This is a genomic window from Streptomyces sp. NPDC046215, from assembly GCF_040646215.1.
Lineage (GTDB): Bacteria > Actinomycetota > Actinomycetes > Streptomycetales > Streptomycetaceae > Streptomyces > Streptomyces stramineus.
Genome location: NZ_JBEYZW010000010.1, coordinates 1 through 22778 on the forward strand (window position 1 = coordinate 1; position 22778 = coordinate 22778).

The window sequence follows — 22778 nt, forward strand, 5'->3', positions numbered from 1 at the left end:
CCGTCGGGCCGGTCGCCCCACCTCCCCCCCCTCGCGGTGGTGGGCCCCCGCCGCCCCTGGTCGTGGGTCATGCCGGGCTTGCCCCCGCGCGCCAGCCGGGCGAGCGTCGGCAGTTCCGGGAGCAGCAGCATGCACTCGTCGTGGGTGAGTGGTCCTACGGGAACGGTGAGCAGGCCGCTCGGGTAGGTACGCGGCACTGTGCGGCCGGACAGGATCAGTCGTGTGCGGCCTGCCAGAGCGAGCAGCAGGTCGTTCCAGCGCCTGTCCCGCCAGTTGCGGTCCGCTGTGAGCAGGTGCTCGATGCCGTCGATGACGAGCAGCAGTCGGCGGCGCCCGGTCCAGGCGCGCAGTCGTGTCAGCAGTTCCCCGAAGCGGCCGGGGCCCACCGGTAGTTCGGCGCTGCCCAGCTCGGGCACCGCCCGCTCGATGGCTTCGCCGAGTGCGGTGAGGGCGCTGCCCGGGTCCGGCCGCGCGTCTGCTTCCGTCGCTGTCCGGAACCAGATGACCTTGTCGAAGGCATGCTCGTGCGTGGCCGCGAGCTCCGCGGCGCACGTGGTCTTGCCCACCCCGGGCATGCCCTGCAGGAGCACTCCGCGCATTCCGCCGTCCGGCGACAGGGCCACACCGGCCCTCGCCATGGTCATAACCTGGCCGACGAAGCGTTCCGGCACCGGCAGCGTTCCTGCCGCCGTCACCGTCACCGCCGCCGCTGCCTCGGCTGACGCAGGCGCAGGCGCAGGCGCAGGCATGGTCAGCTCCAGCGCCCGCGCACCGGACAGGGTCGGAGTCCCCGACTGCAGAGCCAGCTGCGGCACAGGCTCGCCGGGCTGCGACAGCTCCTTGATCGTGCCGGCCAAGGCACGCGGCAGCGGCTGCCCGTCGAGAATCATCTTGCTGTAGACCCGCTCGGCCAGCGCCGCCGCGAAGTCATCGGCCACCGGGTACCGCATGGCCAGCACCGCGCACTCCAGCCGCTCGGCGACCATGCTTGCGAGCGCGCCGACCGGGCCGGGCGGGCGTTCCTGCTCCGTGTCCTGCGCCGTCGGCTCCGCCTCGCGCTGATCGGAGAGGCTGAGCAACCGCCGTTGCTGCCGTACGGCCCGCCCCGCGGACCAGCAAGCCGACAGCGTCACCAGCTTGACGCCCCGCGCCCTGCTGAGCAGGTCTGTCACCTCGTCCGCCGCAATCCGGTCAGCCAGCCCGGAATCGGTTTCCAGAAGGAGTTCACCGGGCGTGCCGTGGCCGGAGATGTGGATCACGTCCCAGCCCTCGGGTCGCGCCAGGACGGCCTTGAGGCGCTCGCGGGTCACCCCGTACTGCAGGCAGTGGATCTCGACACCTCGGCCCGCCCGCGCCGCTTCGGTGAACCGCTGCTCGAGGCGCCGCCGTTCACGGCGCAGATTCAGCGCCCGGCTGTCCACCGGCAGGCTGAACAGGGCCAGGATCCGCACCCGTTGACCAGCGCGCGGCATCGGCTCGCCGGCCGGTGGCCGGGGGTCCGGCCCGCACTGCGTCACCAGGGTGATGTCCTGCAGGGCCAGCGGCTGCTCCCGCGCATGGGCCAGCTCCAGCGGTAGGTCCAGGAGCCGGCGCGCTGTTTCACCGGCGCCCGCCGGTACCACCACCCGCACCACGGCGGGAGCCGCCGTGCGCAGCGCGTCGGCCACGGGGCCGAGGACCTGCTCGCCGAGCCAGCCGCCCACCTCGCGGACGATCTCTGTCTCCCGGATGTCGCGCAGGTCGGGAGCCGTATGCCGCCACAGGTAGCCCAGGAGGTCCAGTGCCGCCTCGTACTGCGGGCTGGCAAGGTTCAGACGTATGTCGTGGTGGGCCAGTATCCGGTCGTCGGGCCCGGTCAGCCGCCATAGCCACCGATCAGGTCCCGCTACCTCCCGCGCCTCGAGCCGCAATACGATCACAGCCGTTCCTCCTTACCCGTACGGTGGCCGGCGGTGGGGACGCCGGAACCCGAAACGTGATGGCCGGCGGCCGGCGGCCCCTGCCTGGTAAGCCTTCGCGAGTTGCCGGGCGTGACCGGGATAGGCCGTGCGCAGCATGTCCACCGTTATGTCGAGCTGGGGACGGAGGTCGGCGGGCGTACCTGCGGGCATCGTCGCGATGAGCTTCGCGGCCAGGTTGACCACCATCACCGCGCGGTCCAGCTCCTCCACCATGCCCAGGCACCGCAGGTACTGGATATAGCTGTTGGCCAGTTCCCACAGGGTCAGCGGGTCACGGGGGTCGATCAGTCCCTGCCGGATCTCCACGGCGCGGGAGGCCGACAGGGTGGGGACCGTCGGGTCGATGCCGCCCTGTCCGCGCCGCACGGCGTCGAGCAGGCGGGCCGTCTCGGCGTTGGACAGATTGTGATGCACGGTTCCCAGCGCCCGCCGCGTCCGTGGACCGCCCTCTAGGCTGTGCCCGGCCTCACGGGCGTCCTCGAGAACACGGATGCGCTCGTCCAGGGCGCCTGCCCCGGCGAGCATCTCGGCGAGATCGGTGCGGGCCACGAGCAGCTCCGCCAACGCCTCGTCGACTACGGGCGAACGTTCGTCGGCATCCCAGTCCAGCGTCTTCCGGAAGACAGAGTCGAACTCGGATGCCGCCTGGCGTCCCGCCTCAACCGCGCCGACGGCATTGCCCGCCGCGTTCAACGCCATTGACCATCGCCACAGTGCGCGAGCGAGGCCGCGGGACGTTTCGAGGTCCGCGTGGTTCTGCAAGGCCCTGCGGTATTTGCCCACCAGAGCCTGCCACTGTCCCGGCGCAGTGCTTCTGCGCGCGGGATCGAACTGCGCCTGGCGAAGCTGCTCGTATTCGTGCGCCAGCCCTTGTTGGCAGCTCATGGCGCTCCTTCCAGCCGGAACCGATCGGTGGAACGTGCTCTCCCGTGGGCGTCGGCTCCCCTCCGGCCCAGCGCAGCCACTGCTCGCAGCTGACATATCCGACTCCCTTGCGGAGCCCGCAGATACGACTTGGTGGTGTCCGGCAACCAACGCCACGCCGGTTTCCTCGCCAGGTCTACTCCGGGGCCGCCGGCCGCAGCGTCGATACGTATCCGGGCCACCCGCGAACGGGCTCGGCCGGGGGCAGGGTCCTGCGGTCGGCGGCTGCCGCGTTCTCGACGATCGTGTAGGCGAGCCCGATGTCCAGGCCGTCGGCGCCGAGCCCCGCCAGGGGGATCCGGACCACCACCACGTCCTCGCGGGAGACGCGGCCGACCGTGACCGTCGCGGTGTCCTGGCCATCGGTGCCCACGTGCAGGAGTTCCACCGGCTCGGACAGGTACGCGTACCAGGCGTCGCTGCGACGGCCCAGTTCGTCCAGCAGCCAGGCGTGGCTGAGCAGGGGCGTACGGTCCGCTCCGCCAGGTGCCCAGAACTCGGTGTCGTGCTCCGCCGGCGCGTTGTGGGCGGGCCCCGATCCGGTGATGTGACGGAGCAGTGCGGCGCGGTCGGCCTCCGGGGCCGGCCGGAAGGTCGTGCCGGTGCCGTCGGTCCAGTCGATGGTCACCGCGGCGCGCTCCGAGGTGAGGTCGACGGCCCGGACGCGAAGGCCCAGCGGCGCGCTGCCCCGCTGGACGGCCGCCAGGTCGACGAGGAGCGGGGCCCACCACTCGGCAGCGGGGAGCCCGGGGGCCGGCCTGCGAGGACGAGACGCCATCAGGGAAGCCTTTCGGGAGAGCGCCGCTGTGCCGCCCGCCTCTGCAGCAGGCGGGCGGCACGGCCGGGGCGCGTGCGTTCCGGGTCAGATGTTGATGGCCTTCCTGACCCAGTCGGGGCACCGTCCCGGGGTGTTCTCGCAGAACGCGGTGATGACGCCCTTGGACTTGCCGTCACCGTTGGGCGGGATACGGAAATCCACGCCTGCGCGGATGGTCTTCACCTCGACGACCCGGCAGGTCCGGAAGATCCACCAGCCACTGCACTTCACGTGCAGGACTTCGGTGCGGTAATTGTAGGTGGTCTGTGACCCGGCGAGCGGTTCTTTGCCGGTGGGGCCGGGGCGCGGGTATTTCGTCGTCGCCTTCACGGCGCTGAGGCTGAGGTTGTGCTTCTGGTCGACCTTGGTGAGGCCGAAGCCCCTGTCCGTCGTGGCGTCGTAGTAACCCCGGCGCATGACGGTGTTCCAGCCGTCCCGTTCCGTCCACTCGCCCACTACGTCGTCCGGCCCCGCCTGCGTCTGCTGCGACGTGGCTTGCGGACGCGCCTGGCGCCCGGCTGCGAGGTCCTCGATCGCGGATTTCGAGATGCCCTGCCGGCCTAGATCAGCCAGTTGGAACGTCGACCCCTCCGACATCCCGGTGCCTCTGTCGAACAGCGAGAACTCGACATCCCCGCTCGAGCCCCGGGCGTTCGGCGCCGCCTCGGCCGCCGACGCCGGAGCCGCCGCCAACAGCCCGGCCGTGGCCGCCAGAGCTGCGGCCAGAGCACTCCACTGTGCATGCCCCTTACTCATGTTCCCCCTTGGCATCGCGATGGTGCAGTTGTCCGGCCGGACGGAGGACGACCGGAGCAAAGAGTGTTTCCGGCCGATCGCCCGGCCTCAGCAAGCTAAGGGGCGACTGGTGACGCCGTCGAGTGCCGGGAGTGCCGAACCGGCCACTCCGAGGTTTCGGGCGGCCACCTGGTCAGCAGCGGATCCCGCCTGTAACCCAGGCCGCCCGGCCACGGCGAGGGAGCCTTGCCATTCCCCCGCCCGCCGGTCTTCGGCCACAGCTCACCCGACCGCGGCCGCGCGGAGTGGTGCGTCCGCTTCCGGAACGGCCCTTGGTCCCGAGGGGGTCCGAAAGCACACCACTTGCGGGCGTTGACGGTGTGAGCGTTGAAGCACAGCGCATGCATCCCGGTGGCGGCCGGCCGGTCGCGAGCCGGGACACCGCGGTGACGAATGTCCGGCCGACCACACCGGAGAGGGCGGCGGCGACATCGGCGTAACCGAGTGGCTCGGGCCCCTCGGCAGGTGGCCGGCCCGGCCCCCTCGGACCGTGGTTGTAGCCGGTGGTCTGTTGGCGAGCCTGGCGCCGAACCTGCCGGTGTCGAACGGGACCGCCCGCGAGTCGCCCTTGATCCGGTGCAGCTTCTGAATCACCGGCTTCACCGGCATCGGTACCCGCACTTTCCTGCGCGCCTCCGGCTCCGCCACACCCTGTTCGACCAGCATCCGGGCCTCACACCGCCACGGCTGGTGCGTCCGCGACCTTCATATCCAGTGCGTGGTCGCCCGTCCACCGCAGGTCCGCGAGCAGCGGGACCGGCGCTGCTCGCAGACCCGGTCGTTGATCTGCGCGCTCACGGGCCCGCCGCTGAGGTTCCCCGCGCGCGCTCGCGTAGTCACTCGAGCACCTGGGAGCCGTCACCATGACCAGCGCGCTGATCACCATGCGAGGTCCCCCGGCTCGCACCCGTCCGCCGCCCCCGTCGTGACGACGCGACTTTGGTTCTTCGACCTCGGCAACGACGAGTGAACGCTGGACGGCGAGTATCCCGTTGCTCATGAAATGGGGTACTCATGCTGGTCGGGGGCGACGGTCCATGGAAAAGATCGTCTGGCGAGCCGGTCGGTTCGCCGGTTTCTGCTCGGTTTGGTTCCTTCGCGGGCCTTCTTCGACCTTGCATACGTTGTGGCCCGGGCTGCTGGTACGCGAGCGCTCGTGATCAGTTTTGCCCCTCACCGTGTGAAAAATCCGCACGTCAACCGGGATAGGACGTGGTCTGTCCTATATGGAGGGCATGCTTCCGATAGAGCTTCTCGGAGGCGAGCTGTACGTCCCCAAGGAGCTCCGATCTTTCTGTTCGCATCCCCTCTTCCAGGAGTGACCCCTGATGAAGCCCCCCGCCATCTCTCCGTGCCTTGGTGTCTCCGACACCCAGGCGGCAGTCGACTTCTACGAGAAGCTCGGCTTCACCGCCCTGCCCGCCGGCAACGACCCGGATGACGACCTGCGCATTCTGCTCTTCGAGGGCGAGTTCGCTCTGATGGTCTACCGGGACGAGCACCTGCGCGGCTGGCTGCCCGTTCTGAAGGACACCCCGGTCGGTGCGTTCGGCATGTTCTACCTGGCCGTGGACGACTTCGACTCCTACGTCGAGCGCATCCGCCCCCTGGTCACCGTCCAGAAGGACGTCATGGAGCACCAGGGCCAGAAGCTCTTCTACTTCACCGACCCCAACGGCTACGTCATCGCCGTCACCCAGAAGCAGACCTGGTGACCGCCGTGGCGCAGAACAACAGCACCACCGCCGCGGGCGCGGTGAAGTGCGCGGCGTTCTGGGGCCACGACGGAAAGGCGCTCGCCGACTTCTACGCCGCCGCCCTGGGCTGGAAGGTCACCCAGACGTTCGGTGACACGGCGGCGATGATCAGCGATGGCACCACCACGTACGTGTTCTACACCGCGGAGTCCTTCATGGCGCCGGACTGGCCCGAGGACGAGCTCGTCTTCCACCTCGACCTGGCCTTCGACGACGTCGCAGCCGCCGAACGGCGGCTGAGCGGGCTCGTTGCCACCAAGCCCGCCCATCAGCCCGGCGGCAGGCACTGGACGGTGCTGCTCGACCCCTCCGGCCAGCCCTTCTGCATCAGCGCCGCCGGTAAGAACGGGTGAAACACCCCTCGGTCCGCGCTGTGGCAGCGGACGGCCGGGGGTCGACACATCGGGATACGGCCGTGCTCCGGTCATCATCTATGAGCGAGTGAGGAATGACCCACATGAACCACGACGAGGGTGACGAAGGTAAGCCCCTGGCGGGGAAGGTGGCACTGGTCACCGGGGCGAGCCGCGGCGGAGCCCGGGCGATCGCCGTCGAGCTCGGCCGGGCCGGCGCCACCGTCTACGTGACCGGACGCTCCACCCGCGGCAAGGCGCGCGAGTCCGGCCGCCCGGCCGAGACCGTCGAGGACACCGCCGAACTGGTCACCGCCGCCGGCGGCGAGGGCATCCCCGCCGTGGTCGATCACCTCCAGGCGGAGCAGGTGCAAGCACTGGCCGAGCGCATCGACCGGGAACAGGGCCGGCTGGACATCCTGGTCAACGCCATCTGGGGCGCGGAGCACCTCGTCGAGCGCGGCAAGAAGATGTGGGACTGCGACCTCGACAAGGGCCTGCGCATGCTGAGGCTCGGCATCGAGACCTACTACGTCACCAGCCACTACCTCCTGCCCCTGCTGATCCGCCGGCCCGGCGGCCTGGTGGTGGAGCTCACCGACGGCACCGCAGAGTTCAACAACGGCCACTACCGGGCCCCGTTCGCCTTCGACCTCGCCAAGTTCGCGCCCTTCCGGATGACGTGGGCGCTGTCTGAGGAGCTGAAGGAGTACGGCTGTACGGCCCTGGGCCTGGCGCCGGGCTGGATGCGTACCGAGGCGATGCTTGACGCGTTCCGCATCGCCGAGGAGAACTGGCGTGACGGCTGCAAGGTGGACCCCACGTTCGCCATCTCCGAGACCCCGCTGTTCACCGCCCGGGCCGTCGCCGCGCTCGCCGCCGACCCGGACGTGGCCCGCTTCACCGGCGACTCCCTGTCCGTCGGCACACTGGCCAGGCAGTACGGCTTCACCGACGCCGACGGATCGGCCCCTGACTCCGTCCACTACTTCCAGGAGTACATGAGGACCGGACAGGCACCGAACCCTGACGACTACCGCTGAACGCGAGCCCCCTGGCAACGCCGGCTACACCAAGGACATCACCATGACTCCCGAAGACATCGCGGAGCTCGCCCTCTCATTGCCGGAGGTGACGGAAGAGGAGCCCTACGGTCCCAACCGGCCCGTCTACAAGGTCGGCGGCAGCATCTTCGCCATGCTCGCGGCAGCCACCAGAACCCACCCCGACCAGGTCACCGTCAAGTGCGAACCCCGGCTCGCCCTGCACCTGTGCGAACAGCACGCGGCCGTACACCCGTGGTACCAGGGCCGACGCTGGCACTGGCTCACCGTGCACCTGGAGGACAACACGGTGCCCGACGAAGACCTCACCGACATGCTCCACCACGCCTGGGACTGCGTGGTAACCGACCTGCCCACCACCACCCGCGAACGGCTGCGCACCCTCCACCACGAACAGCAAGGACCCTAAGGTCAACGCCTGTGAAGACCAAATACACCGCCAGCCGCGCCCACGAGCTCACCCCTGGCCGGAGGACCGCCAACCGCGTCCTCGCCGTGGGACGTGCGCCGGTCGAGCATGGCTTCGATCACGGGGTCGCAGATTCGTTGTCCAGGCCGCGGAAGCCGAGGTCGGCGAGACCGGTGGCGCGCATGTGGGCCAGGATGTGGTCGTGGCGGGCGGCGGTGTTGTCGTGGGTGCCGTGCCCGTGACAAGACGTGGGGGCACGGTGTGGGCACGGAAGCTTGGGGTGTGACGATCAGAAGCGCGCACCCGGTGAGACCGGAGGGGATCTACGCGGCGCTGGCCGCCCTGGGCGCCGAGCCCGTCCTTGATCCGGAACTGTGGCCGGACAGGCCCCAGAACGAGGACGGTGTGCGGCCGCTGGGTAATCTCCTGGCCGAAACCGAACTCAAGCTCACCACTGCCACGCGGCTCGGCGACCAGGAGCTCGACGACCTCGCCAACGCGGTCGTCGGGTGACCGGACCCAGTCGGGGACGGTAGATCTCTGGCGCCCGGACCATCAGGCAGTGGGGGGTCTGACAACGCGGCGGTGCGCGGGCTGAGAGCACGACGCCTTCGGGCATCTCCGCAGGGTGCCGTTGCGCGGCATCTCCAAGACCTCCGGGTTGCCGTCAGTACCGGCCATCAGCTGACCCTCGCACAGCAACGGTCGGGCGGCGGTGCTGGACTGGCAGCCGAACCGGCCGCCGGGGCCGCCGAGGCAGTTGCCGGGCCGCGGCTGCGCGGCGGCACCGGGATGGATCCACGTCTCGACGCCCCACTCCCCCGTCCCCGGGGCGCTGCCGTACGACGCGCGCGGGCTGCGGCCCACCGGCGGCCTCAGTCTCCGTGGCGGCCCGGTCGACTGGGAGGTGCCCGGCGGGCTCGCCTTGACAAGCTGTCGCAGGGTGTCCTCGACCACCCGGAGGGCGGCAGGTGAGCTCTTGTCAGTGCCGTATGGCAAGGTCTCTCGCACGAACACGGAACGGATGAGGAGTTCGGGATGACGGGGGCCTGGGACAAGGCGCGAGTGGTGGAGCTGGCACGACGGCTGAGGGGAGCGGAGACCGGCGGCTGGAGCGGGCCGGCGCTGCGGGCGGTGGTCGAGGGCCTCGGCTGGCAGTGGCAAGAGGGTGCCACCGGGCCGCGGCTGGTCACGGGGCTGGAGCCTGCCACGTCCCCTCAGTGGGTGCCCCGGCTGCGCCCGGTGGACCGCTTCGAAAAGGACTACGTGCACGGCGGCGAGGAGTACGTCGGGCTGTATGTGCCCGTCGCGCTGCCGGAGGGCGGTGCCGCGGGAAAGGCGGCGGCTTTCCTGGCGGTTGCCGAGGTGCTGACGCAGGAGTTCGGTCCGGCTTCCATCATGGGCGCGTACGGCGACCCCGGGCCGTTCTACGACTCCGCTCCGCTGTGGGGCAGTCCCTTCCGCCGCTGGCGTGAGCGCGAGAACACGCTGGAGCTGCACGCCGGCGAGCACGGACCGGAGTTGCTGCTCCAGCCGACCGACCCGGTGGAGAACTGGTTCTGGCGGCAGGGACACGGTGAGCACTACGCCCTCGGCGGGTTCTTCGGCAGCCGCCGCGACCCCGCCAACGCGGGCCTGGGTTTCCCAGGCCGCTGGCGCACCGACGACTGGGACGTTTTCTCCCACGCCTTCGGCGACTTCCTCGACACCCTCCCCGCCGAGACGCACGCGCTCGGCATCGAGCTCGACTTCGGCTTCCACGCTCTGGTGCCCGGTACCTATGGCCCGACCCTGTTCCACCTCCTCTGCGGTGACAGACTGGAGATCATTTACGACCCGGAGCGACTCGGAGAGGGCGTCACCGATCCGACCTCCTTCGGCTGGATCCCACAGGCCACCCGCCCCGCCGCCCTGAACCACTGGCACGAGGCGCCTTACCACTCGGAGGACTTCGGCATCGGCGAGGTGGACGGCCGCTGGCTGGCCCGCATGATGGTCGCCACCCTGCGCGACCTGGGCGTTTCCTCACCGAAGGACCTCAGCCTGACCGACCACGCACAGAGTGTCGGGGACTACCACGTCGACTACTACGGCCTCACCTTGCAGGAGAACCCCTAGTTGTACTGATCGGGGGCGTTGATTAACCGTGAGTACGGCGGCTGGTTGCCGCAAGCGGTGTGTGGGCGGTGTTGGTTGTAGTGGTGTAGCCACGGCAGCAGAGCATCTCGGCGTTGTTGCTCGCTGGTGTAACAGCGAGCGTAGGCCCAGCCGTCGGCCATGGTGCGGTGGAAGCGCTCTACTTTGCCGTTGGTCTGCGGACGGTAAGGGCGCGTGAACTTCGGGGTGATCGAGAGGCCTCCGCACGTGTCGCGCCACAGGCAGGACCGGTAGGCACCTCCATTGTCCGAGAGCACTCGTTCGATGGTGACTCCGCGCTCGGCGAACCACTTGACCGCGCGGTATAGCACGCCGACTGCGTTCACGGCTGTTTCGTCATCGTGAATCTCGGTGTAGGCGACGCGGGAGTGGTCGTCGATGATGGTGTGCACGAATGCGTACCCGAGCTTCGGGCCGCCGTAGGCGTTGCGTGACTTGCCCGGTGTCGCGACGCGATGCTTCTCGCCTTGACGGCGACCGACGTAGCGCCAGCTGCCGCCATCGGGGATGTTCCCGAGCATCTTCACGTCCACGTGCACAAGTGATCCTGGGGTGGTCGTGCTCGTACCGCCGGACGGGTTCACCGGTCGCGCGATCGAGGTAGGCGAGGCGGTTCAGTCGCGCTGATCGCAGGATTCGGTGCACTGCCGACGGGGCGATGTCGAGTCTCGCGCGGGGTGAGGACAGCGTTCGGATGTGACATTTCTGCGCTCCTGGATAGGGCGAAGGGCCGACCATCGTGTGTGTGGTCGGCCCTTCGAGAACGAACTTGGCGGGTGTGGGGCGTGCAGGTCAATCCACCGGGGATACCCGGATGAGGTTGCCGTCGGAGTCCGTGATCACGAACGTGCGACCGAAGACAGCGTCGTGCGGCCTCTCCACGACGTGGACTCCCTTTGAGACCCAGTTCGTGAAGATTTCGTCAACTGCCGACGGTGGTCCCGGCACCATCAATCCGACCTCGGTTGTGCGAGGGGTGTTCGGGACTGCTTGCTCGCTGTAGCCGGTCCACAGCGCGAACAGGACGCCGGGGGCAACCTCGAAAGCTACGTAGTGGGGACTGGTGAAGGTCGGTTCGATCTCGAACAGGTCGCTGTAGAAGGTGGTAGCGGACTTGGCGTCGCGGACGCCGATCAGGAATAGGTTCGGTGCGGGCATATAGCGCTCCTCAACTCAGTGCTTTCTCGGTACCGCTTCAATTGATCGCCGAATCGCGACAGAACCTGTCATCTTTTTCTGCGAACATTGGTCAGCATGAAGGCTTCAAGGTTGTTGCACCTCTTGCTGCTCCTGCAGGCCCGCCAGCGCATCACCACCGCCGAGCTGGCCAAGCGTCTGGAGGTGTCTCGGCGAACTGTGCTGCGCGACGTTGAGGCGCTCTCGACTGCAGGGGTGCCTGTTTATGCCGAGCGCGGGCGCAACGGTGGGATCGTCCTGCTCCCCGGTGCACGGCTCAACGCATCCCATCTGGAACCACCAGAGCTGGAAGCACTCTCCGTAGCGGGTTTGGACAGCACGCAACGTGAGCGCATGGGCCTGTCTGCGATGTGGGAGTCGGCCGCACGCAAGATCGCCGCCCGTCAGGCCGCACCACCTGAGTACCCAAGCCAGCTGCGACTGGCGGATCTAGTGCTGGTGGACAGCACCGCATGGTTTGCCGACTCAAAGACAGCGGTCGACGTAGCCGATCTGGCATCGGCCCTGCGGCACCGACGCCGACTGCGAATCCAATACCGGCGCAGCGCCGAGAATCAGGCCTCAACGCGGGTGGTCGACCCGTACGGAATCGTGGCGAAGTCCGGCCGCTGGTATCTCGTTGCCGATCACAGGGGCGATGGTCGGCTGTTCGCTCTGGAACGGCTCTCGGCCTACGAACAACTCGACGCGCCAGTTGCTCTTCGACCAGACGAAACCCTCCGCACCAGATGGGCCGCGTTGAAGGAACGCACCGAAGGGCAAGGTCGTGTGAGCGTGACCTTTCGCCTGCCAGAACATGGCCTCGACTTGGCGCGGCGCATCCTCGGCACACGCATCCATGATGTCTCCGATGCGGAAAACGGATCACGCACCGTCGTCGTCCGCTACCCCGACATCGAGTCAGTGCGTCAACTCCTCCAATTCGGCGACCACATCGAGATACTCACCCCGCAGACAGCCCGCAAACGCATCAGCCAGCTCGCCAGAGACCTGGCTGAAAGACACTCGACCCCAGCCACGTGACCGATCAGAACGGCCTGCTCTCAATCAACGTCTCCGGTCAGTACACCTAGCCGGCCCGGGCGGTGCCGCGAGTGCTGCGAGTGGGCGAGTCCGCGACCAGGAAGGGCCGCCGGTAGGGCATGTTTGGCACATCCTCGGCGAAGCCGTCGAACGCCTCGTCTCCCCCTGCACCGCTCGCGCGGCAGATGGCCAAGGACCAAGCAGCAGCCGAGCAGGCCGGAAGCGACGTGATGGGCCCGCGACGCGACAGTGTCGCAACCGTCCGTGACCAAGGCAGCCAGGCCCTGACCGTCGGCACCGACCCGGCCGCGCCCCAGGCTGATCCGGTCGTCGCGGGGTTCACGGCGCGCTACACGCACCTTCTCGGCCGCCCCGACGGCGTCGAGCTCCGCCGTCGGCCGGCGACTCGGCTGGAGAGCGCGAACAACCCCTCCAGGGATCGGTACCTCCAGTTGCTCGCCGTGGTCAACGGCTGGCCGGTCACGGAGAGTCCGGCTCCTGTGTTCGACTGGCCCGTCGAGGCTCTGCGTCCGGACGGACACAGCAATGACGAGCCGTAAGCATCACCGAACGCCGGGCGGACCTGGACGCACTCGGCACGCGATGGACGGCCGACCGAACAGGACAGAGTGTTCGATGAGTGCGGATGCGGACACCAGTGACGCGGTGAAGCATCGGTCTTACCTTGGCACGTCTATGAGGGCTGCGAGGGTGCCGGTGACGGCCGGCCGGTTGCTGACGACCCGTGGTCGGTCACGAAGCCTCCGTTCTGATCAGCTGAGAGCTTCATGGCCCTCTTGACGGCGGCAACGCTTAAGACCGCGCGGAAATGCGCAGGTCAGAGCGCCCTGCGGAGCGCAGAGCCGAGAGTCTCCCGCCGGGTGGCCGTCGCTGAGGGGCGCGGCCGGTTGAGGTCCATGACCGCCCACAGGCTCGGCCCCTCGGTGCTGGTCTCCACACCACAACTCACGACAGCACGGTGCCCGGCAAGACCGCGCACCGTGGCCTCGTCAGCCGCCGGACGGCCGCTCTGGTGGCTGAGGACGACGACGAGAATCTGGTCGCCTTTCGGAGACATGTGCACGCTGATTCGGGCGCGGGTGTCCTGCACGGCTTGGCCGACGAGCGTGGTGACAAGGTCCCCCACCATGGCCTCATCGGCGGTGTAACCCCATTCCCGCAGCTGTGCGAGAACCCGCTCCCGCGCCTTCCCCGGGGTCCACGGGCGGTCTTCCATGGGCCAGTTGACGCCGCGACGGTTGGTCATCGTCAGACGGCTCTGGTAAGCCGCCGGCACAGCCTTCGTCGGCGGATCAGGAGGAAACGGCGAGGGCGGTGACTTCGGCGGTGGAGGTGTCTTGGGCGGATAGCCCGGAGGCACCTTGGGCCCGCGCTCCGGAGTAGGCGACGGCTTCGGTGTCACAGGGGCCTCCCCCGGGTCGGGTGCCCCAGCACCGTACCGCCACGGCCGCCCCGTTAGCCAGGAGGCAACGCTCCACGCCGCGGGCGGAACCGCTCGACCACTTGGCAATCCCCTTCCAGCCACTTGCGCCGACGGCGAGACGGTGCGGGCCACGAGGCCGGACCGAGAGCCGCGAGGGCCGGCTCATGGGCATCCCGGAGGGTGTGCGCGGCGACTTGGCTGAACAGCGGCTTCGCCCGAACTCCGAAATCGGAGGCGAACAGCCCTTTGCCGGACGCAGGGCCGACATCCTGTTCGGCATGCTTCGCGACGGAACCTTCTACGCACCGCAGCCGTCGGCCTCAGTCACCTGCCCTGCGGGTCTGCGAGGAGAATGACTCGATCGACCTCGACATCGAAGCCGAGCACCGGATGGCCGTAGTCACCCTCCGGGTCCATCAGCACGGGCTTGCCCAGCCGCCGCCCGATCTCCCGAAGGAAGCCGCAGAACACATCGAGTCGACCCTGGCCCTGCAACTCCCGCAGGTCGACGTCGAAGTCGACTTCATCGTCGGCAAGAAAACGGAAGATCGCCAGCACATCGGCAGTCGGCCAGACCCTCAGGCTCGGGCACTCGGCATCCGCAAGGCGGGACAGCACGGCCTCCGCCCGGGGCACCTGAAGCGCTGTCTCTCCCTCGGAGTACTGGCACTTCCACTCCTTCTCCGCGACAAGATCGAGGACCGCCTGCCAATCCTCCACTGAGGCGTTCGGGACACGCACGTCCGGCAGCGGCCCCATCAGGTCCGGGTCAAAGAAACGCTTCACGTCATCCCACAGCAGGTCGGTCACCCCGCCATGCTGCCTGGCTCGCCAACCCAACGCACCCCCGTTTCCCCCGACCAAAGACATAAGGGCCCCCGGCCTTGCCACCGTGCGCCAGGGTGTCCTGGCAGCCGTGCGGGCCGGCGGGGCAGGGCCTGCGCTGAATCAGCGTCCACACCTCAGTGAAGGCGCTGGAGAACGACATCAGGGCCTGGATCGACACGTGGAACGAGAACGTCAGCCCCTCACCTGGGCCAAGACCGCCGACGAGGTCCTTCACTTCCCCGCCCGGCTACCTCGCCAAGATCACACTCCCAGCCACTGGAAACCATGGACAGAGTTGAGCCCGCGATTTCGGGCGCAACTCACTAGCCGGCTATGCGGTCACCCTTACCCGAGCGGGCCGGTTGTCCCCACCTGGCGGGAGCACCGGCCCGCGGCCGGAGTGCGGGCCCCGGCGGGGTGGCCGGCTTCAGCGCCACTTCGTCCCTTCCACGGTCAGTTCTCCGCTGTCGCTCAGGTGGCTCACGAAGGCGACGAGCGCCCCGTCGAGGTCGGCGAACCGTGACGACCGGGTGCTCAGGGCGAGGTGGCCCCGCCAGATCAGTTTCTGGGCCCCCGCCTCCCGGTGAGCGGCGCCGCAGGCCGAGGAGAGGACGATGTCCCCGCCTTCCTTGGCCGTCAGGACGGCGGTGGAGGTGGCGGTGTAGGAGTCAGGGCCGATCTCGACCAGTTCGGCGGTGCTCTGGATGAGGATCTCGGTGCCGGCGAGGGTGCCGGTGCCCTCCGTCGTCTTCTCCAGACGGGAACGGCCGTCGCGCGGGGAGAACACCCTTGTCGCGCGCACCTGTGTGCGGCCGCGGAGAATGATGTCACCGGTTTTCTGTGCGGACATTTCCTTTTCCTCTCATGTGGAGGAAGTACCCGGAACTGTTGCATCACCCGCTGTGCTGGGCATTACACCATCGAACCAAAAATGTGATGATTCTTCCCCTGCTGTGCAGGATACGGGAGGCAGGGGAGCGCCATCGCGGAATGCCCGTGACAGGGCGGTCCGCCGGTCCTCACCGTGCCATGTGACGCCGCCGGTACCGCGGTGAGGCGCCTGCGGAAATACCGGCTCCTTATCGGGTGAGATGCCGATCGCCCCTTTGGAGCGAATACCGGTCCGATGGCGCATCGTGCGGCGAACGGTGGACAGTCACCGGGCCAGGAGGTGGTGTGCCGTGGACACTTCTTCCCGGGAGCCGTGGACCATCGGAGTCGTCGGAGCCGGTGTGATGGGTACCGGCATCGCCCACACGGTGGCGCTCGGCGGCAGCCGGTGTCTGGTCTGGGGGCGGCGGCAGGAGCGCGCCGAGGAAGCCCTGCGGCGCGCGGAACGCAAGCTGGTGCGGGCCGCGCTGCGGCGGGGCATGACGCGCGAGGCGGCCGGCCGGCTGGGCGAACACGTCGTGCCCGTACGCACCTTGGACGACATGGGCGCGGCGGATCTGGTGATCGAGACAGTGATCGAGGACCCGGACGTCAAAAGAGACGTGCTGGGCCGAATCGACGCCTGCTGCTCCCCCGGCGCCGTGCTCGCCACCAACACCTCCTCGCTGCCCCTGGCCACGCTCGCCCCGGCCCTGTCGGCACACTCCGAGCGGTTCTTGGGGACCCACTTCTTCTACCCCGCGCCACACCGGCCCCTGTGCGAGCTCCAGCCCGCCCCGGCCGCCGGTCCCGCCGTCCTGGGCCGGGCTCGGGAGATCCTCACCGGCCTGGGCGTGCGCTGCGTGGTCATCGACGGGTCGGTGGCCGGCAGTGTCGCCAGTCGGCTGTTCGGCGTCCTGATCGCGGAGGCCATGCGTCTGCGCGATCAGGGCGCCGCCACGGCGGCTGACATCGACCTCTTGTGCGAGCAGGGGCTCGGTCACACCCTGGGCCCGCTGGCGGCGGCCGACCGCATCGGCCGGGACACCGTGCTGCGGGCCCTGCGTCACGGAGGGCTGCACCCGTGACCGGCCCCGGCGCGGGCGCTCCCGGCGGCGACGAGGCCCTCCTTCGCCTGCGATCGATGGACGGCCTCGCCGTGGTGCGCAGGCTGCTGGAGGAACCGGCCGAACTGGCCGCCGCGTCGCGGGCCTTGGGCTACCGGCTCGTCACGGCCGGGCCGGGCAGGGTGACACTGCGCCTGGTGCCGGGCGCCGTCCATCTCACCCAGACCCGGATCGTGCACGGCGGCGTCACCGCCGCCCTGTGCGACTCCGCCTGCGGATACGCCGTGCAGACGCTGCTGCCGCCGGGCGCCTACCCCGTCACCCGCGAACTGCGCCTGCGCTACCGCGCCCCCGCGTACGCCGGCGGCGGCGGGACCCTGACGTGCGTGGCCACGGCCTCGCCACCGGACGAGGAGGCCGCAGGGTGCCCGTCACCGTCCCTCGTCAAGGCGGTGGCCGTTGTCAGCGGACCGGAAGGCACCCGGCTCGTACGGGCCCGGGCGACGGTGGCCATCCGGGCGGGTCCCCTGCCGTGAGCCGGTACGGCACAGGCGGCAGGGGACCCGCACGCAGGCAGGAGTGGCAGATGCAGGACGAGACACGGAACACCGGCCCACAGCTCGGCGAGGAGACGTACGAGAGGCTGCGGCACCTGTGCGCGGAGGTGTTGTGCGTGCCCCTGGAGGACGTCGTGCCGGGCGCCAGGCTGATCACCGACCTGGATGCCGACAGCCTCGACCACGCCGAACTGGCCGACAGCCTGAGCCGGTCCTTCGGCGTCCGCGTGGACGAGGAGGAGCTGCGGTCGGTGGAGACGTTCGCCGACGTGGTGGAGCTGGTGGCCGCCAGGGCCGCACCGCCGGCCGGCACCGGGCGGGAGGACGCGGGATGACGGGACGGCCCCGCGTCGTGGTCACGGGGCTGGGCGTGCGCACCTCGGCCGGCGGCGGGGTGGCGCAGATGTGGGACGCCCTGTGTGCACCCCGCTCGTGCGCCCGCGGCATCACCGGCTTCGACCCCGAGGGTCTGCCGGTACGGATCGCCTGCGAAATCCCGGACTTCAGCCCGGTGGGCTACCTGTCGGCGAAGGAGGCTGCGCGAACGGACCGTTCCACCCAACTGGCCGTCTGCGCCGCCACGGACGCGCTCACCGACGCGGGGCTGCGGGAGCGGACCGGCGGTCCCCGCTGGGCGGTGGTCACCGGCTCCGCCAACGGCGGCGAGGCCACGCGCGAGGCGGCTCTGCTGGACGCGGACGCCCGCGGCCACGGCCGGCCGCGCGCCTCGCACGTGCCGGCCTACATGGCCAACGCCGGCGCGGCGATGCTCTCCCTCCTGTACGGCATCACCGGGCCCGGTCTCTGCTTCTCCACCGCGTGCGCCTCGGGAGGGCACGCGGTGGGGGAAGGCGCACAGCTCATCCGGACCGGAGCCGCGGACGTGGTGCTGGCCGGCGCCCACGAAGCGTGCGTGACACCCACCATCGTGCTGGCCTTCGCCAAGTCCGGCAGCCTGGCCCGGGACAACGGGGACCCGGCACGGGCGTCGCGGCCCTTCGACCGCGACCGGAGCGGTTTCGTCCTCGCCGAGGGCGCCGCCTTCCTCATCCTCGAATCGTGGTCCGCCGCCCGAGCCCGTGGAGCGAACGTCCGTGCCGAACTCGTCGGTTACGGGCGCACCTCCGACGCCCACCACCTCACCGCGCCCCTGCCGGACGGCGCGGGCGCGGCGGCCTGCATGCGGCAGGCCCTCGCGGACGCGCAGCTCACCCCCCGGGATGTGGCTCACGTCCACGCCCACGGCACCGCCACCGAACTCGGCGACCTGGCCGAGGCACGGGCGCTGGCCGCCGTCTTCGGGGCCGGCGCGGTTCCCGTCACCTCCTCCAAGGCGGTGCTCGGCCACGCCATCGGCGCGGCCGGGGCCATCGCGGCGGTGGTGGCGACGCTCAGCGTCCGGTGGCGCGCGGCACCGCCCGTCGCCAACCTCGACGCCCTCGACCCCCGCTGCGAGATCGACGCCGTGCGCGGCGGCGTGCGGGACCTGCCGGCGGGGCCCGTGGTGTGCAACAGCTTCGGTTTCGGCGGGCACAACACCTGCCTGGTGCTGGCGCCGGGACCGGAGGGGTGATGAGCGGGCCGCGCGACGGGTACGGGCGGTGGCGGGTCGCCGTGACCGGGGTCGGTCTGGTCTGCCCCGCCGGGCGGGACACCGGTGCCCTGTGGCGGGCGCTGCTGGGCGCGCGGGGCACGGCCACGACGGTCACCGACTTCGACACCGGTGGGCTCACGGTGCGGTTCGCCTGCCGCGTGCGCGGCTTCGATGCGGGAGCGCGGCTGCCGGCCAAGACGGTACGGCGGACCGACCCCTTCGCCCAGTACGCGGCCTGCGCGGCCCTCGACGCCCTGGCGAACGCCCGCGTGCGCGAGCGCGGCGACGACGGCGGGGCGGTGCTGTGCGGGGTCGGCGGCGCCGGGGACCACACCTGGTCCGCCCAGTCCCGCGCCCTGCACGAGCAGGGGCCGGCCGCGGTGGACCGTCTCACCTGGCCGCGGGCTCTGCCCTACGCGGCGGCCTCGCTGATCGCGCGGCTCGCCGGGCGGACCGGCCCCTGTATGACGGTGTCGACGGCGTGCGCGTCGGGGACCACAGCCATCGGCGAGGGGACCCGGCTCATCCGCGACGGCACCTGTACGACGGTGCTGGCCGGCGGCACCGAGGCCCCGGTAACGCGGTTGTCGATGGCCGCGTTCGCCCGCACGGGTGCGCTCAGCACCCGCAACGACGCGCCCGAGCGGGCCTGCCGGCCCTTCGACCGGCACCGTGACGGCTACGTCCTGGGCGAAGGCGCCGCCTTCGTGCACCTGGAGCGGCTCGCGGCGGCGCGGGCCCGGGGCGCCACGGTCCTCGCCGAGGTCGCCGGTTACGCCCAGACCTGCGACGCCCACCACCTCACCGCGCCCCGCCCGGACGGTGCGGTCGCGGCCGCGTGCATCACGGCCGCCCTCGACGACGCCCGGCTCGCCCCCGCCGGCATCCGCCAGGTCAACGCCCACGGGACGGGCACGGTTCTCAACGACCGCGCGGAGACCGCGGCCCTGCTGCGCGCCTTCGCCGGCACCCCGCCGCCGGTCACCGCGCCGAAGGGGGTCCTCGGCCACCTGATGGGCGCCGCGGGCGCCGTGGAAGCGGTGGCCGCGGCGCTGAGCGCCGAACACGGGCTCGCGCCGCCCGTGGCCAATTACGAGACCCCCGACCCGCGCTGCCGGCTGGACGTGGTCAGCGGGGAGCCGCGGGAGGTCGGGCGCGGTCCGGTGCTGTCGAACTCCTTCGGTTTCGGCGGCCACAACGCCTGCCTCGTCCTCGCCCCTCCCCCGTGACAGCCCCTGCCCGCGCCGCCTTGCACGAGGAGCCGCCATCATGTGTGCGCTGGCCGACGCTCTCGCCGATCCCGACCTGCCTCCGGCGGAGGTGGGCCGGCTGCCGCTGCCGCGGTCCTTCCGCGCGCTGACCGTGCGCCGGAAGGAGGCGGGCGTGTTCGCCGGGGTGCCCCGGGAGCAACGGGATCCGGTGGTGTCGCTGCGTGTGGAGGACGTGCCGGTTCCCGAGGTCGGGTGCGGGGAGGTCCTGGTCGCCGTCATGGCCTCGTCGGTCAACCACAACACGGTCTGGTCCGCCCTGTTCGACCCGCAGCCCACCTTCCGGTTCCTGGAGGACTACGCGCGCACCAGCCCCGCCGGGCGGCGCCACGACCTTCCGTACCACGTGCTGGGCTCCGACCTGGCCGGCATCGTGCTGCGAACGGGACCCGGCGTCCACCGCCCGCGCCCGGGTGATCACGTGGTCGCGCACTGTCTGTCGACCGAACCGGTGGACGCGGCAGGGAGCGGGGACGCGGTGCTCGGCTCCCGGCGCCGCATCTGGGGCTACGAGACCAACTTCGGCGGTCTCGCCGAGATCTCCCTGCTCAGGGCCGATCAGCTGCTGCCCAAGGCCGGTCACCTCACTTGGGAGGAGGCGGCGTGCAACGGGCTGGCGGGCTCGACCGCGTACCGGCAGCTCGTCTCCGGCAACGGCGCCGGCATGAAGCAGGGCGACACCGTTCTGATCTGGGGGGCGGCGGGCGGGCTCGGTTCGTACGCCACCCAGTACGCGCTCGGCGGCGGGGGCATCCCGGTCTGCGTGGTCTCCTCCGCCCGGAAGGCCGCACTGTGCCGGGCGATGGGGGCGGAACTGGTCATCGACCGCGACGCCGAGCAGTACCGGTTCTGGAAGGACGCCGACACGCCCGACCCGCGCGAGTGGCGGCGCTTCGCCCGGCACATCCGCGCGCTGACCGGCGGCGACGACCCGGACATCGTCGTGGAGCACCCGGGCCGTGAGACCTTCGGCGCCTCCGTCTACGCCGCCCGCCGGGGCGGCACCATCACCACCTGCGCGTCCACGACCGGCCCCTGGCACCTGTACGACAACCGGTACCTGTGGACGGAGCTCAAGCGCGTGGTCGGCGTGCACTGCGCCGACCACCGCGAGGCCGCGGAAGCCAACCGGCTGGTGTGCAGGGGCCGCGTCCACCCGCCCCTCTCCGCCACCTACTCCCTGGCCTCGGCACCGGTGGCGGTCCGTGCCGTGGCCCGCGGTGCGCACCACGGCAAGGTGGCCGTCCGCTGCCTGGCCGCCCGTGACGGGCAGGGCGTGCGGGACCATGCGCTGCGCGCCGGGCTGCTGCCCGCGCTTCGGCGCTTCCTCCCCGACGGGCAGGCGCCGGCCACGGGATGAGGAAGCGGCCACGTTTCTGCTTCCCGCACGCCGATCTCGATCGGCTGATCTCTGAACTCAGAATGTCAAAGACCGAAACCCGCGCATCTGTCCAGCGCCGCGTCGAACTAGGGTCCCTGGTGCGGGCGGGTCTGCTCCCGGCGGTCGCGCGAGGTGCGCTGCCGGCGCGAGGCTCGCACGCGTGGCCGGCGGTCGTCCTCAGTCCGGGCGGGCGTCCCCTTCAGCCGCCGCTCAAGGAGCCGGCAGCCGTAACGGGCATCGCCTTGCCTGACCTCGCGGCGCCTGTCATCGACCAGTACTCCACCATCTGTGGGAGTAGGCGGGGAACGGCCAATTCAGAGGTGTATCTCCACCCGGGTGCCCCGATCGGTGACGGTCAGCCGGGCGTCCTTGGCGGACCTGGGCCCTCCCCCCGGCGGTACTACACAAGGCGCTCCAGAACCCCGGGGCGCTACTCGCTCGCGCATCCAGGGACTATGGCTTACATGATGAGATCCCATCTCTGGAGCTATGACAGTACGAAACTGGCCTGGCTGCAAGCGGGGCTGGCCCCGTCCGGCGGCAATGCGGGCTGTTCGGTCGCTGAACTGCTACCGGGCGGCTTCGATGCCTACGTACGGATCTTCCATCAGTTCGAGGCACCGGACGGTTCCGGCCTGACACAGTCCTGGTGGTCCCGGGCCGCAGACAGCGGGGAATCCTTCCACGCCGAACTGACTCACTACTCACTGCTGGACGCGCCAAAGCCGGTATGGCTGGCCAGGACCGGTGAGCCCGACGACCGCACCCGCCGGGCGCTGGTCCGGGTCCTGACCGCCACCACGGGCGACGAGCCTGTCTTCTTCGCTTACGACCTGGAGGCCCTACTGAACGGCGAGGAGCAGCCGCTCATCCGTACCGCTCCCCTGCCCGAGCTGGAAACACTCCGGAAGATGGTCGAGGAAGAGCACACTGCAATGGACGGTCCGGAATTCTGGTGGCCACACGACCGCAGTTGGGTAGTCACCAGCGACCACGATCTCACCTCCACCTACGTCGGCTGCTCGCAGGAAACAGCCGAACGCATCCTGAGTGACGACGAGATCGAAGCACTGTCGGTCACTCCGCATACCCGAGTGGTCTGATCCCTCATTACCCGCTTCGTGGCCCCGCACAATGGGGCACATATTCTCACCGCATATGGAGAGCGATGTCCGTCTATGAGTACCTGCCTTGGGAGTTAGCACGTCTCGATGTGCAGCGGAAGGCTGCCGGGGTCGACCTGGGCTGAGTGCGGGAGCAAGTCCGACTCGCGCAGGAGCACGAGGAGCAGTCGCGCAGCGAGCCAGCTCAA

Annotated in this window: 23 protein-coding genes and 2 pseudogenes; 16 read left to right on the forward strand and 9 right to left on the reverse strand. The window is 70.2% G+C overall.

Going from position 1 to position 22778, the window contains the following annotated elements; all coding sequences use genetic code 11:
• From ABZ951_RS06625 to ABZ951_RS06640, 4 genes are all read right to left on the reverse strand, one after another.
• Window positions 1-1919, reverse strand: a 1919-nt coding sequence (locus ABZ951_RS06625; protein WP_361279243.1) for a CHAT domain-containing protein, incomplete at its 3' end; no start/stop codon positions are given.
• 12 nt (window positions 1920-1931) lie between these two features.
• Entirely contained in the window at window positions 1932-2846 is a 915-nt protein-coding gene (locus tag ABZ951_RS06630) for a hypothetical protein (RefSeq protein WP_344083886.1), read from the reverse strand.
• Window positions 2847-3021: 175 nt separating this feature from the next.
• Complete coding sequence (locus ABZ951_RS06635) at window positions 3022-3663, reverse strand: hypothetical protein (protein ID WP_344083883.1); 642 nt, start codon at window positions 3661-3663, stop codon at window positions 3022-3024.
• An 84-nt stretch (window positions 3664-3747) separates the two neighbouring features.
• Window positions 3748-4458, reverse strand: a complete 711-nt coding sequence (locus ABZ951_RS06640) for a hypothetical protein (RefSeq protein ID WP_344083880.1) — start codon at window positions 4456-4458, stop codon at window positions 3748-3750.
• A 1367-nt stretch (window positions 4459-5825) separates the two neighbouring features.
• On the opposite strand from ABZ951_RS06640, the gene ABZ951_RS06645 reads away from it, so the two are divergent.
• The 6 genes from ABZ951_RS06645 (at window position 5826) to ABZ951_RS06670 (ending at window position 10198) form a co-directional block, all read left to right on the forward strand.
• On the forward strand, window positions 5826-6212 hold the full coding sequence (locus tag ABZ951_RS06645) for a VOC family protein (RefSeq protein ID WP_344083877.1): 387 nt from the start codon (window positions 5826-5828) through the stop codon (window positions 6210-6212).
• The gene (locus ABZ951_RS06650; protein WP_344083873.1) at window positions 6209-6607 is read left to right on the forward strand and encodes a VOC family protein; all 399 of its coding nucleotides are present in this window, start codon (window positions 6209-6211) and stop codon (window positions 6605-6607) included. Before ABZ951_RS06645 ends, ABZ951_RS06650 begins: the two co-directional genes overlap by 4 nt.
• Window positions 6608-6711: 104 nt before the next feature.
• Window positions 6712-7650: an SDR family oxidoreductase gene (locus tag ABZ951_RS06655; RefSeq protein WP_344083870.1), complete on the forward strand. Its 939-nt coding sequence runs from the start codon at window positions 6712-6714 to the stop codon at window positions 7648-7650.
• Between the two features lie 43 nt (window positions 7651-7693).
• Window positions 7694-8080 carry an MmcQ/YjbR family DNA-binding protein gene (locus ABZ951_RS06660; RefSeq protein WP_344083867.1) on the forward strand — a complete coding sequence of 129 codons (387 nt, stop codon included), beginning with the start codon at window positions 7694-7696 and terminating at the stop codon, window positions 8078-8080.
• Between the two features lie 282 nt (window positions 8081-8362).
• Window positions 8363-8593, forward strand: coding sequence for a hypothetical protein (locus tag ABZ951_RS06665; protein ID WP_344083864.1), 231 nt, complete (start codon window positions 8363-8365; stop codon window positions 8591-8593).
• Window positions 8594-9118: 525 nt separating this feature from the next.
• Window positions 9119-10198 carry a hypothetical protein gene (locus ABZ951_RS06670; RefSeq protein ID WP_344083861.1) on the forward strand — a complete coding sequence of 360 codons (1080 nt, stop codon included), beginning with the start codon at window positions 9119-9121 and terminating at the stop codon, window positions 10196-10198.
• Here ABZ951_RS06670 and ABZ951_RS06675 read toward each other — a convergent pair.
• Together ABZ951_RS06675 and ABZ951_RS06680 are read right to left on the reverse strand one after the other, a co-directional pair.
• A pseudogene (locus tag ABZ951_RS06675) lies at window positions 10195-10909 on the reverse strand (IS481 family transposase); the annotation flags it as partial. The gene ABZ951_RS06670 and the pseudogene ABZ951_RS06675 overlap by 4 nt on opposite strands.
• 120 nt (window positions 10910-11029) lie before the next feature.
• Window positions 11030-11395, reverse strand: coding sequence for a VOC family protein (locus tag ABZ951_RS06680; protein ID WP_344083858.1), 366 nt, complete (start codon window positions 11393-11395; stop codon window positions 11030-11032).
• A 96-nt stretch (window positions 11396-11491) separates the two neighbouring features.
• Between ABZ951_RS06680 and ABZ951_RS06685 the strand changes: the two genes are divergently transcribed.
• A complete protein-coding gene (locus ABZ951_RS06685; RefSeq protein WP_344083855.1) occupies window positions 11492-12457 on the forward strand; it encodes a WYL domain-containing protein in 966 nt (321 codons plus the stop codon).
• A gap of 119 nt (window positions 12458-12576) precedes the next feature.
• On the forward strand, window positions 12577-13017 hold the full coding sequence (locus ABZ951_RS06690; RefSeq protein ID WP_361279254.1) for a hypothetical protein: 441 nt from the start codon (window positions 12577-12579) through the stop codon (window positions 13015-13017).
• Between the two features lie 278 nt (window positions 13018-13295).
• Here the strand turns inward: ABZ951_RS06690 and ABZ951_RS06695 are convergent, their stop codons facing one another.
• Both ABZ951_RS06695 and ABZ951_RS06700 read right to left on the reverse strand, forming a co-directional pair.
• Window positions 13296-13724, reverse strand: coding sequence for a hypothetical protein (locus ABZ951_RS06695; RefSeq protein ID WP_344083849.1), 429 nt, complete (start codon window positions 13722-13724; stop codon window positions 13296-13298).
• A 501-nt stretch (window positions 13725-14225) separates the two neighbouring features.
• Complete coding sequence (locus tag ABZ951_RS06700; protein ID WP_344083846.1) at window positions 14226-14711, reverse strand: hypothetical protein; 486 nt, start codon at window positions 14709-14711, stop codon at window positions 14226-14228.
• Between the two features lie 140 nt (window positions 14712-14851).
• Between ABZ951_RS06700 and ABZ951_RS06705 the strand changes: the two are divergent.
• Window positions 14852-14979, forward strand: a pseudogene (locus ABZ951_RS06705) (IS630 family transposase); the annotation flags it as partial.
• A 177-nt stretch (window positions 14980-15156) separates the two neighbouring features.
• Here ABZ951_RS06705 and ABZ951_RS06710 read toward each other — a convergent pair.
• Window positions 15157-15579, reverse strand: a complete 423-nt coding sequence (locus ABZ951_RS06710; RefSeq protein ID WP_344083843.1) for a hypothetical protein — start codon at window positions 15577-15579, stop codon at window positions 15157-15159.
• A gap of 331 nt (window positions 15580-15910) precedes the next feature.
• On the opposite strand from ABZ951_RS06710, the gene ABZ951_RS06715 reads away from it, so the two are divergent.
• From ABZ951_RS06715 to ABZ951_RS06745, 7 genes are all read left to right on the forward strand, one after another.
• The gene (locus ABZ951_RS06715; RefSeq protein WP_361279258.1) at window positions 15911-16687 is read left to right on the forward strand and encodes a 3-hydroxyacyl-CoA dehydrogenase family protein; all 777 of its coding nucleotides are present in this window, start codon (window positions 15911-15913) and stop codon (window positions 16685-16687) included.
• On the forward strand, window positions 16684-17202 hold the full coding sequence (locus ABZ951_RS06720; RefSeq protein ID WP_344083838.1) for a PaaI family thioesterase: 519 nt from the start codon (window positions 16684-16686) through the stop codon (window positions 17200-17202). The genes ABZ951_RS06715 and ABZ951_RS06720 overlap by 4 nt, the downstream gene beginning before the upstream one ends.
• A 50-nt stretch (window positions 17203-17252) precedes the next feature.
• Window positions 17253-17558 (forward strand): acyl carrier protein, encoded by a 306-nt coding sequence (locus ABZ951_RS06725; RefSeq protein ID WP_344083835.1) that lies wholly within the window; start codon window positions 17253-17255, stop codon window positions 17556-17558.
• Window positions 17555-18796: a beta-ketoacyl-[acyl-carrier-protein] synthase family protein gene (locus ABZ951_RS06730; protein ID WP_344083832.1), complete on the forward strand. Its 1242-nt coding sequence runs from the start codon at window positions 17555-17557 to the stop codon at window positions 18794-18796. Before ABZ951_RS06725 ends, ABZ951_RS06730 begins: the two co-directional genes overlap by 4 nt.
• On the forward strand, window positions 18796-20046 hold the full coding sequence (locus ABZ951_RS06735; protein WP_344083829.1) for a beta-ketoacyl-[acyl-carrier-protein] synthase family protein: 1251 nt from the start codon (window positions 18796-18798) through the stop codon (window positions 20044-20046). Before ABZ951_RS06730 ends, ABZ951_RS06735 begins: the two co-directional genes overlap by 1 nt.
• 40 nt (window positions 20047-20086) lie before the next feature.
• Window positions 20087-21445, forward strand: coding sequence for a crotonyl-CoA carboxylase/reductase (gene ccrA, locus ABZ951_RS06740; RefSeq protein ID WP_344083826.1), 1359 nt, complete (start codon window positions 20087-20089; stop codon window positions 21443-21445).
• A gap of 476 nt (window positions 21446-21921) precedes the next feature.
• On the forward strand, window positions 21922-22569 hold the full coding sequence (locus ABZ951_RS06745) for a hypothetical protein (RefSeq protein ID WP_344083823.1): 648 nt from the start codon (window positions 21922-21924) through the stop codon (window positions 22567-22569).
• Window positions 22570-22778: the final 209 nt, after the last annotated feature.

Bases quoted from the DNA above. Each gene is read 5' to 3' on its own strand.
- ABZ951_RS06630 (WP_344083886.1), bottom strand. From the start codon at position 2,846: ATGAGCTGCCAACAAGGGCTGGCGCACGAATACGAGCAGCTTCGCCAG.
- ABZ951_RS06635 (WP_344083883.1), bottom strand. From the start codon at position 3,663: ATGGCGTCTCGTCCTCGCAGGCCGGCCCCCGGGCTCCCCGCTGCCGAG.
- ABZ951_RS06640 (WP_344083880.1), bottom strand. From the start codon at position 4,458: ATGAGTAAGGGGCATGCACAGTGGAGTGCTCTGGCCGCAGCTCTGGCG.
- ABZ951_RS06645 (WP_344083877.1), top strand. From the start codon at position 5,826: ATGAAGCCCCCCGCCATCTCTCCGTGCCTTGGTGTCTCCGACACCCAG.
- ABZ951_RS06655 (WP_344083870.1), top strand. From the start codon at position 6,712: ATGAACCACGACGAGGGTGACGAAGGTAAGCCCCTGGCGGGGAAGGTG.
- ABZ951_RS06660 (WP_344083867.1), top strand. From the start codon at position 7,694: ATGACTCCCGAAGACATCGCGGAGCTCGCCCTCTCATTGCCGGAGGTG.
- ABZ951_RS06670 (WP_344083861.1), top strand. From the start codon at position 9,119: ATGACGGGGGCCTGGGACAAGGCGCGAGTGGTGGAGCTGGCACGACGG.
- ABZ951_RS06680 (WP_344083858.1), bottom strand. From the start codon at position 11,395: ATGCCCGCACCGAACCTATTCCTGATCGGCGTCCGCGACGCCAAGTCC.
- ABZ951_RS06685 (WP_344083855.1), top strand. From the start codon at position 11,492: ATGAAGGCTTCAAGGTTGTTGCACCTCTTGCTGCTCCTGCAGGCCCGC.
- ABZ951_RS06690 (WP_361279254.1), top strand. From the start codon at position 12,577: ATGTTTGGCACATCCTCGGCGAAGCCGTCGAACGCCTCGTCTCCCCCT.
- ABZ951_RS06695 (WP_344083849.1), bottom strand. From the start codon at position 13,724: ATGACCAACCGTCGCGGCGTCAACTGGCCCATGGAAGACCGCCCGTGG.
- ABZ951_RS06710 (WP_344083843.1), bottom strand. From the start codon at position 15,579: ATGTCCGCACAGAAAACCGGTGACATCATTCTCCGCGGCCGCACACAG.
- ABZ951_RS06725 (WP_344083835.1), top strand. From the start codon at position 17,253: ATGCAGGACGAGACACGGAACACCGGCCCACAGCTCGGCGAGGAGACG.
- ABZ951_RS06730 (WP_344083832.1), top strand. From the start codon at position 17,555: ATGACGGGACGGCCCCGCGTCGTGGTCACGGGGCTGGGCGTGCGCACC.
- ABZ951_RS06735 (WP_344083829.1), top strand. From the start codon at position 18,796: ATGAGCGGGCCGCGCGACGGGTACGGGCGGTGGCGGGTCGCCGTGACC.
- ccrA (WP_344083826.1), top strand. From the start codon at position 20,087: ATGTGTGCGCTGGCCGACGCTCTCGCCGATCCCGACCTGCCTCCGGCG.
- ABZ951_RS06745 (WP_344083823.1), top strand. From the start codon at position 21,922: ATGGCTTACATGATGAGATCCCATCTCTGGAGCTATGACAGTACGAAA.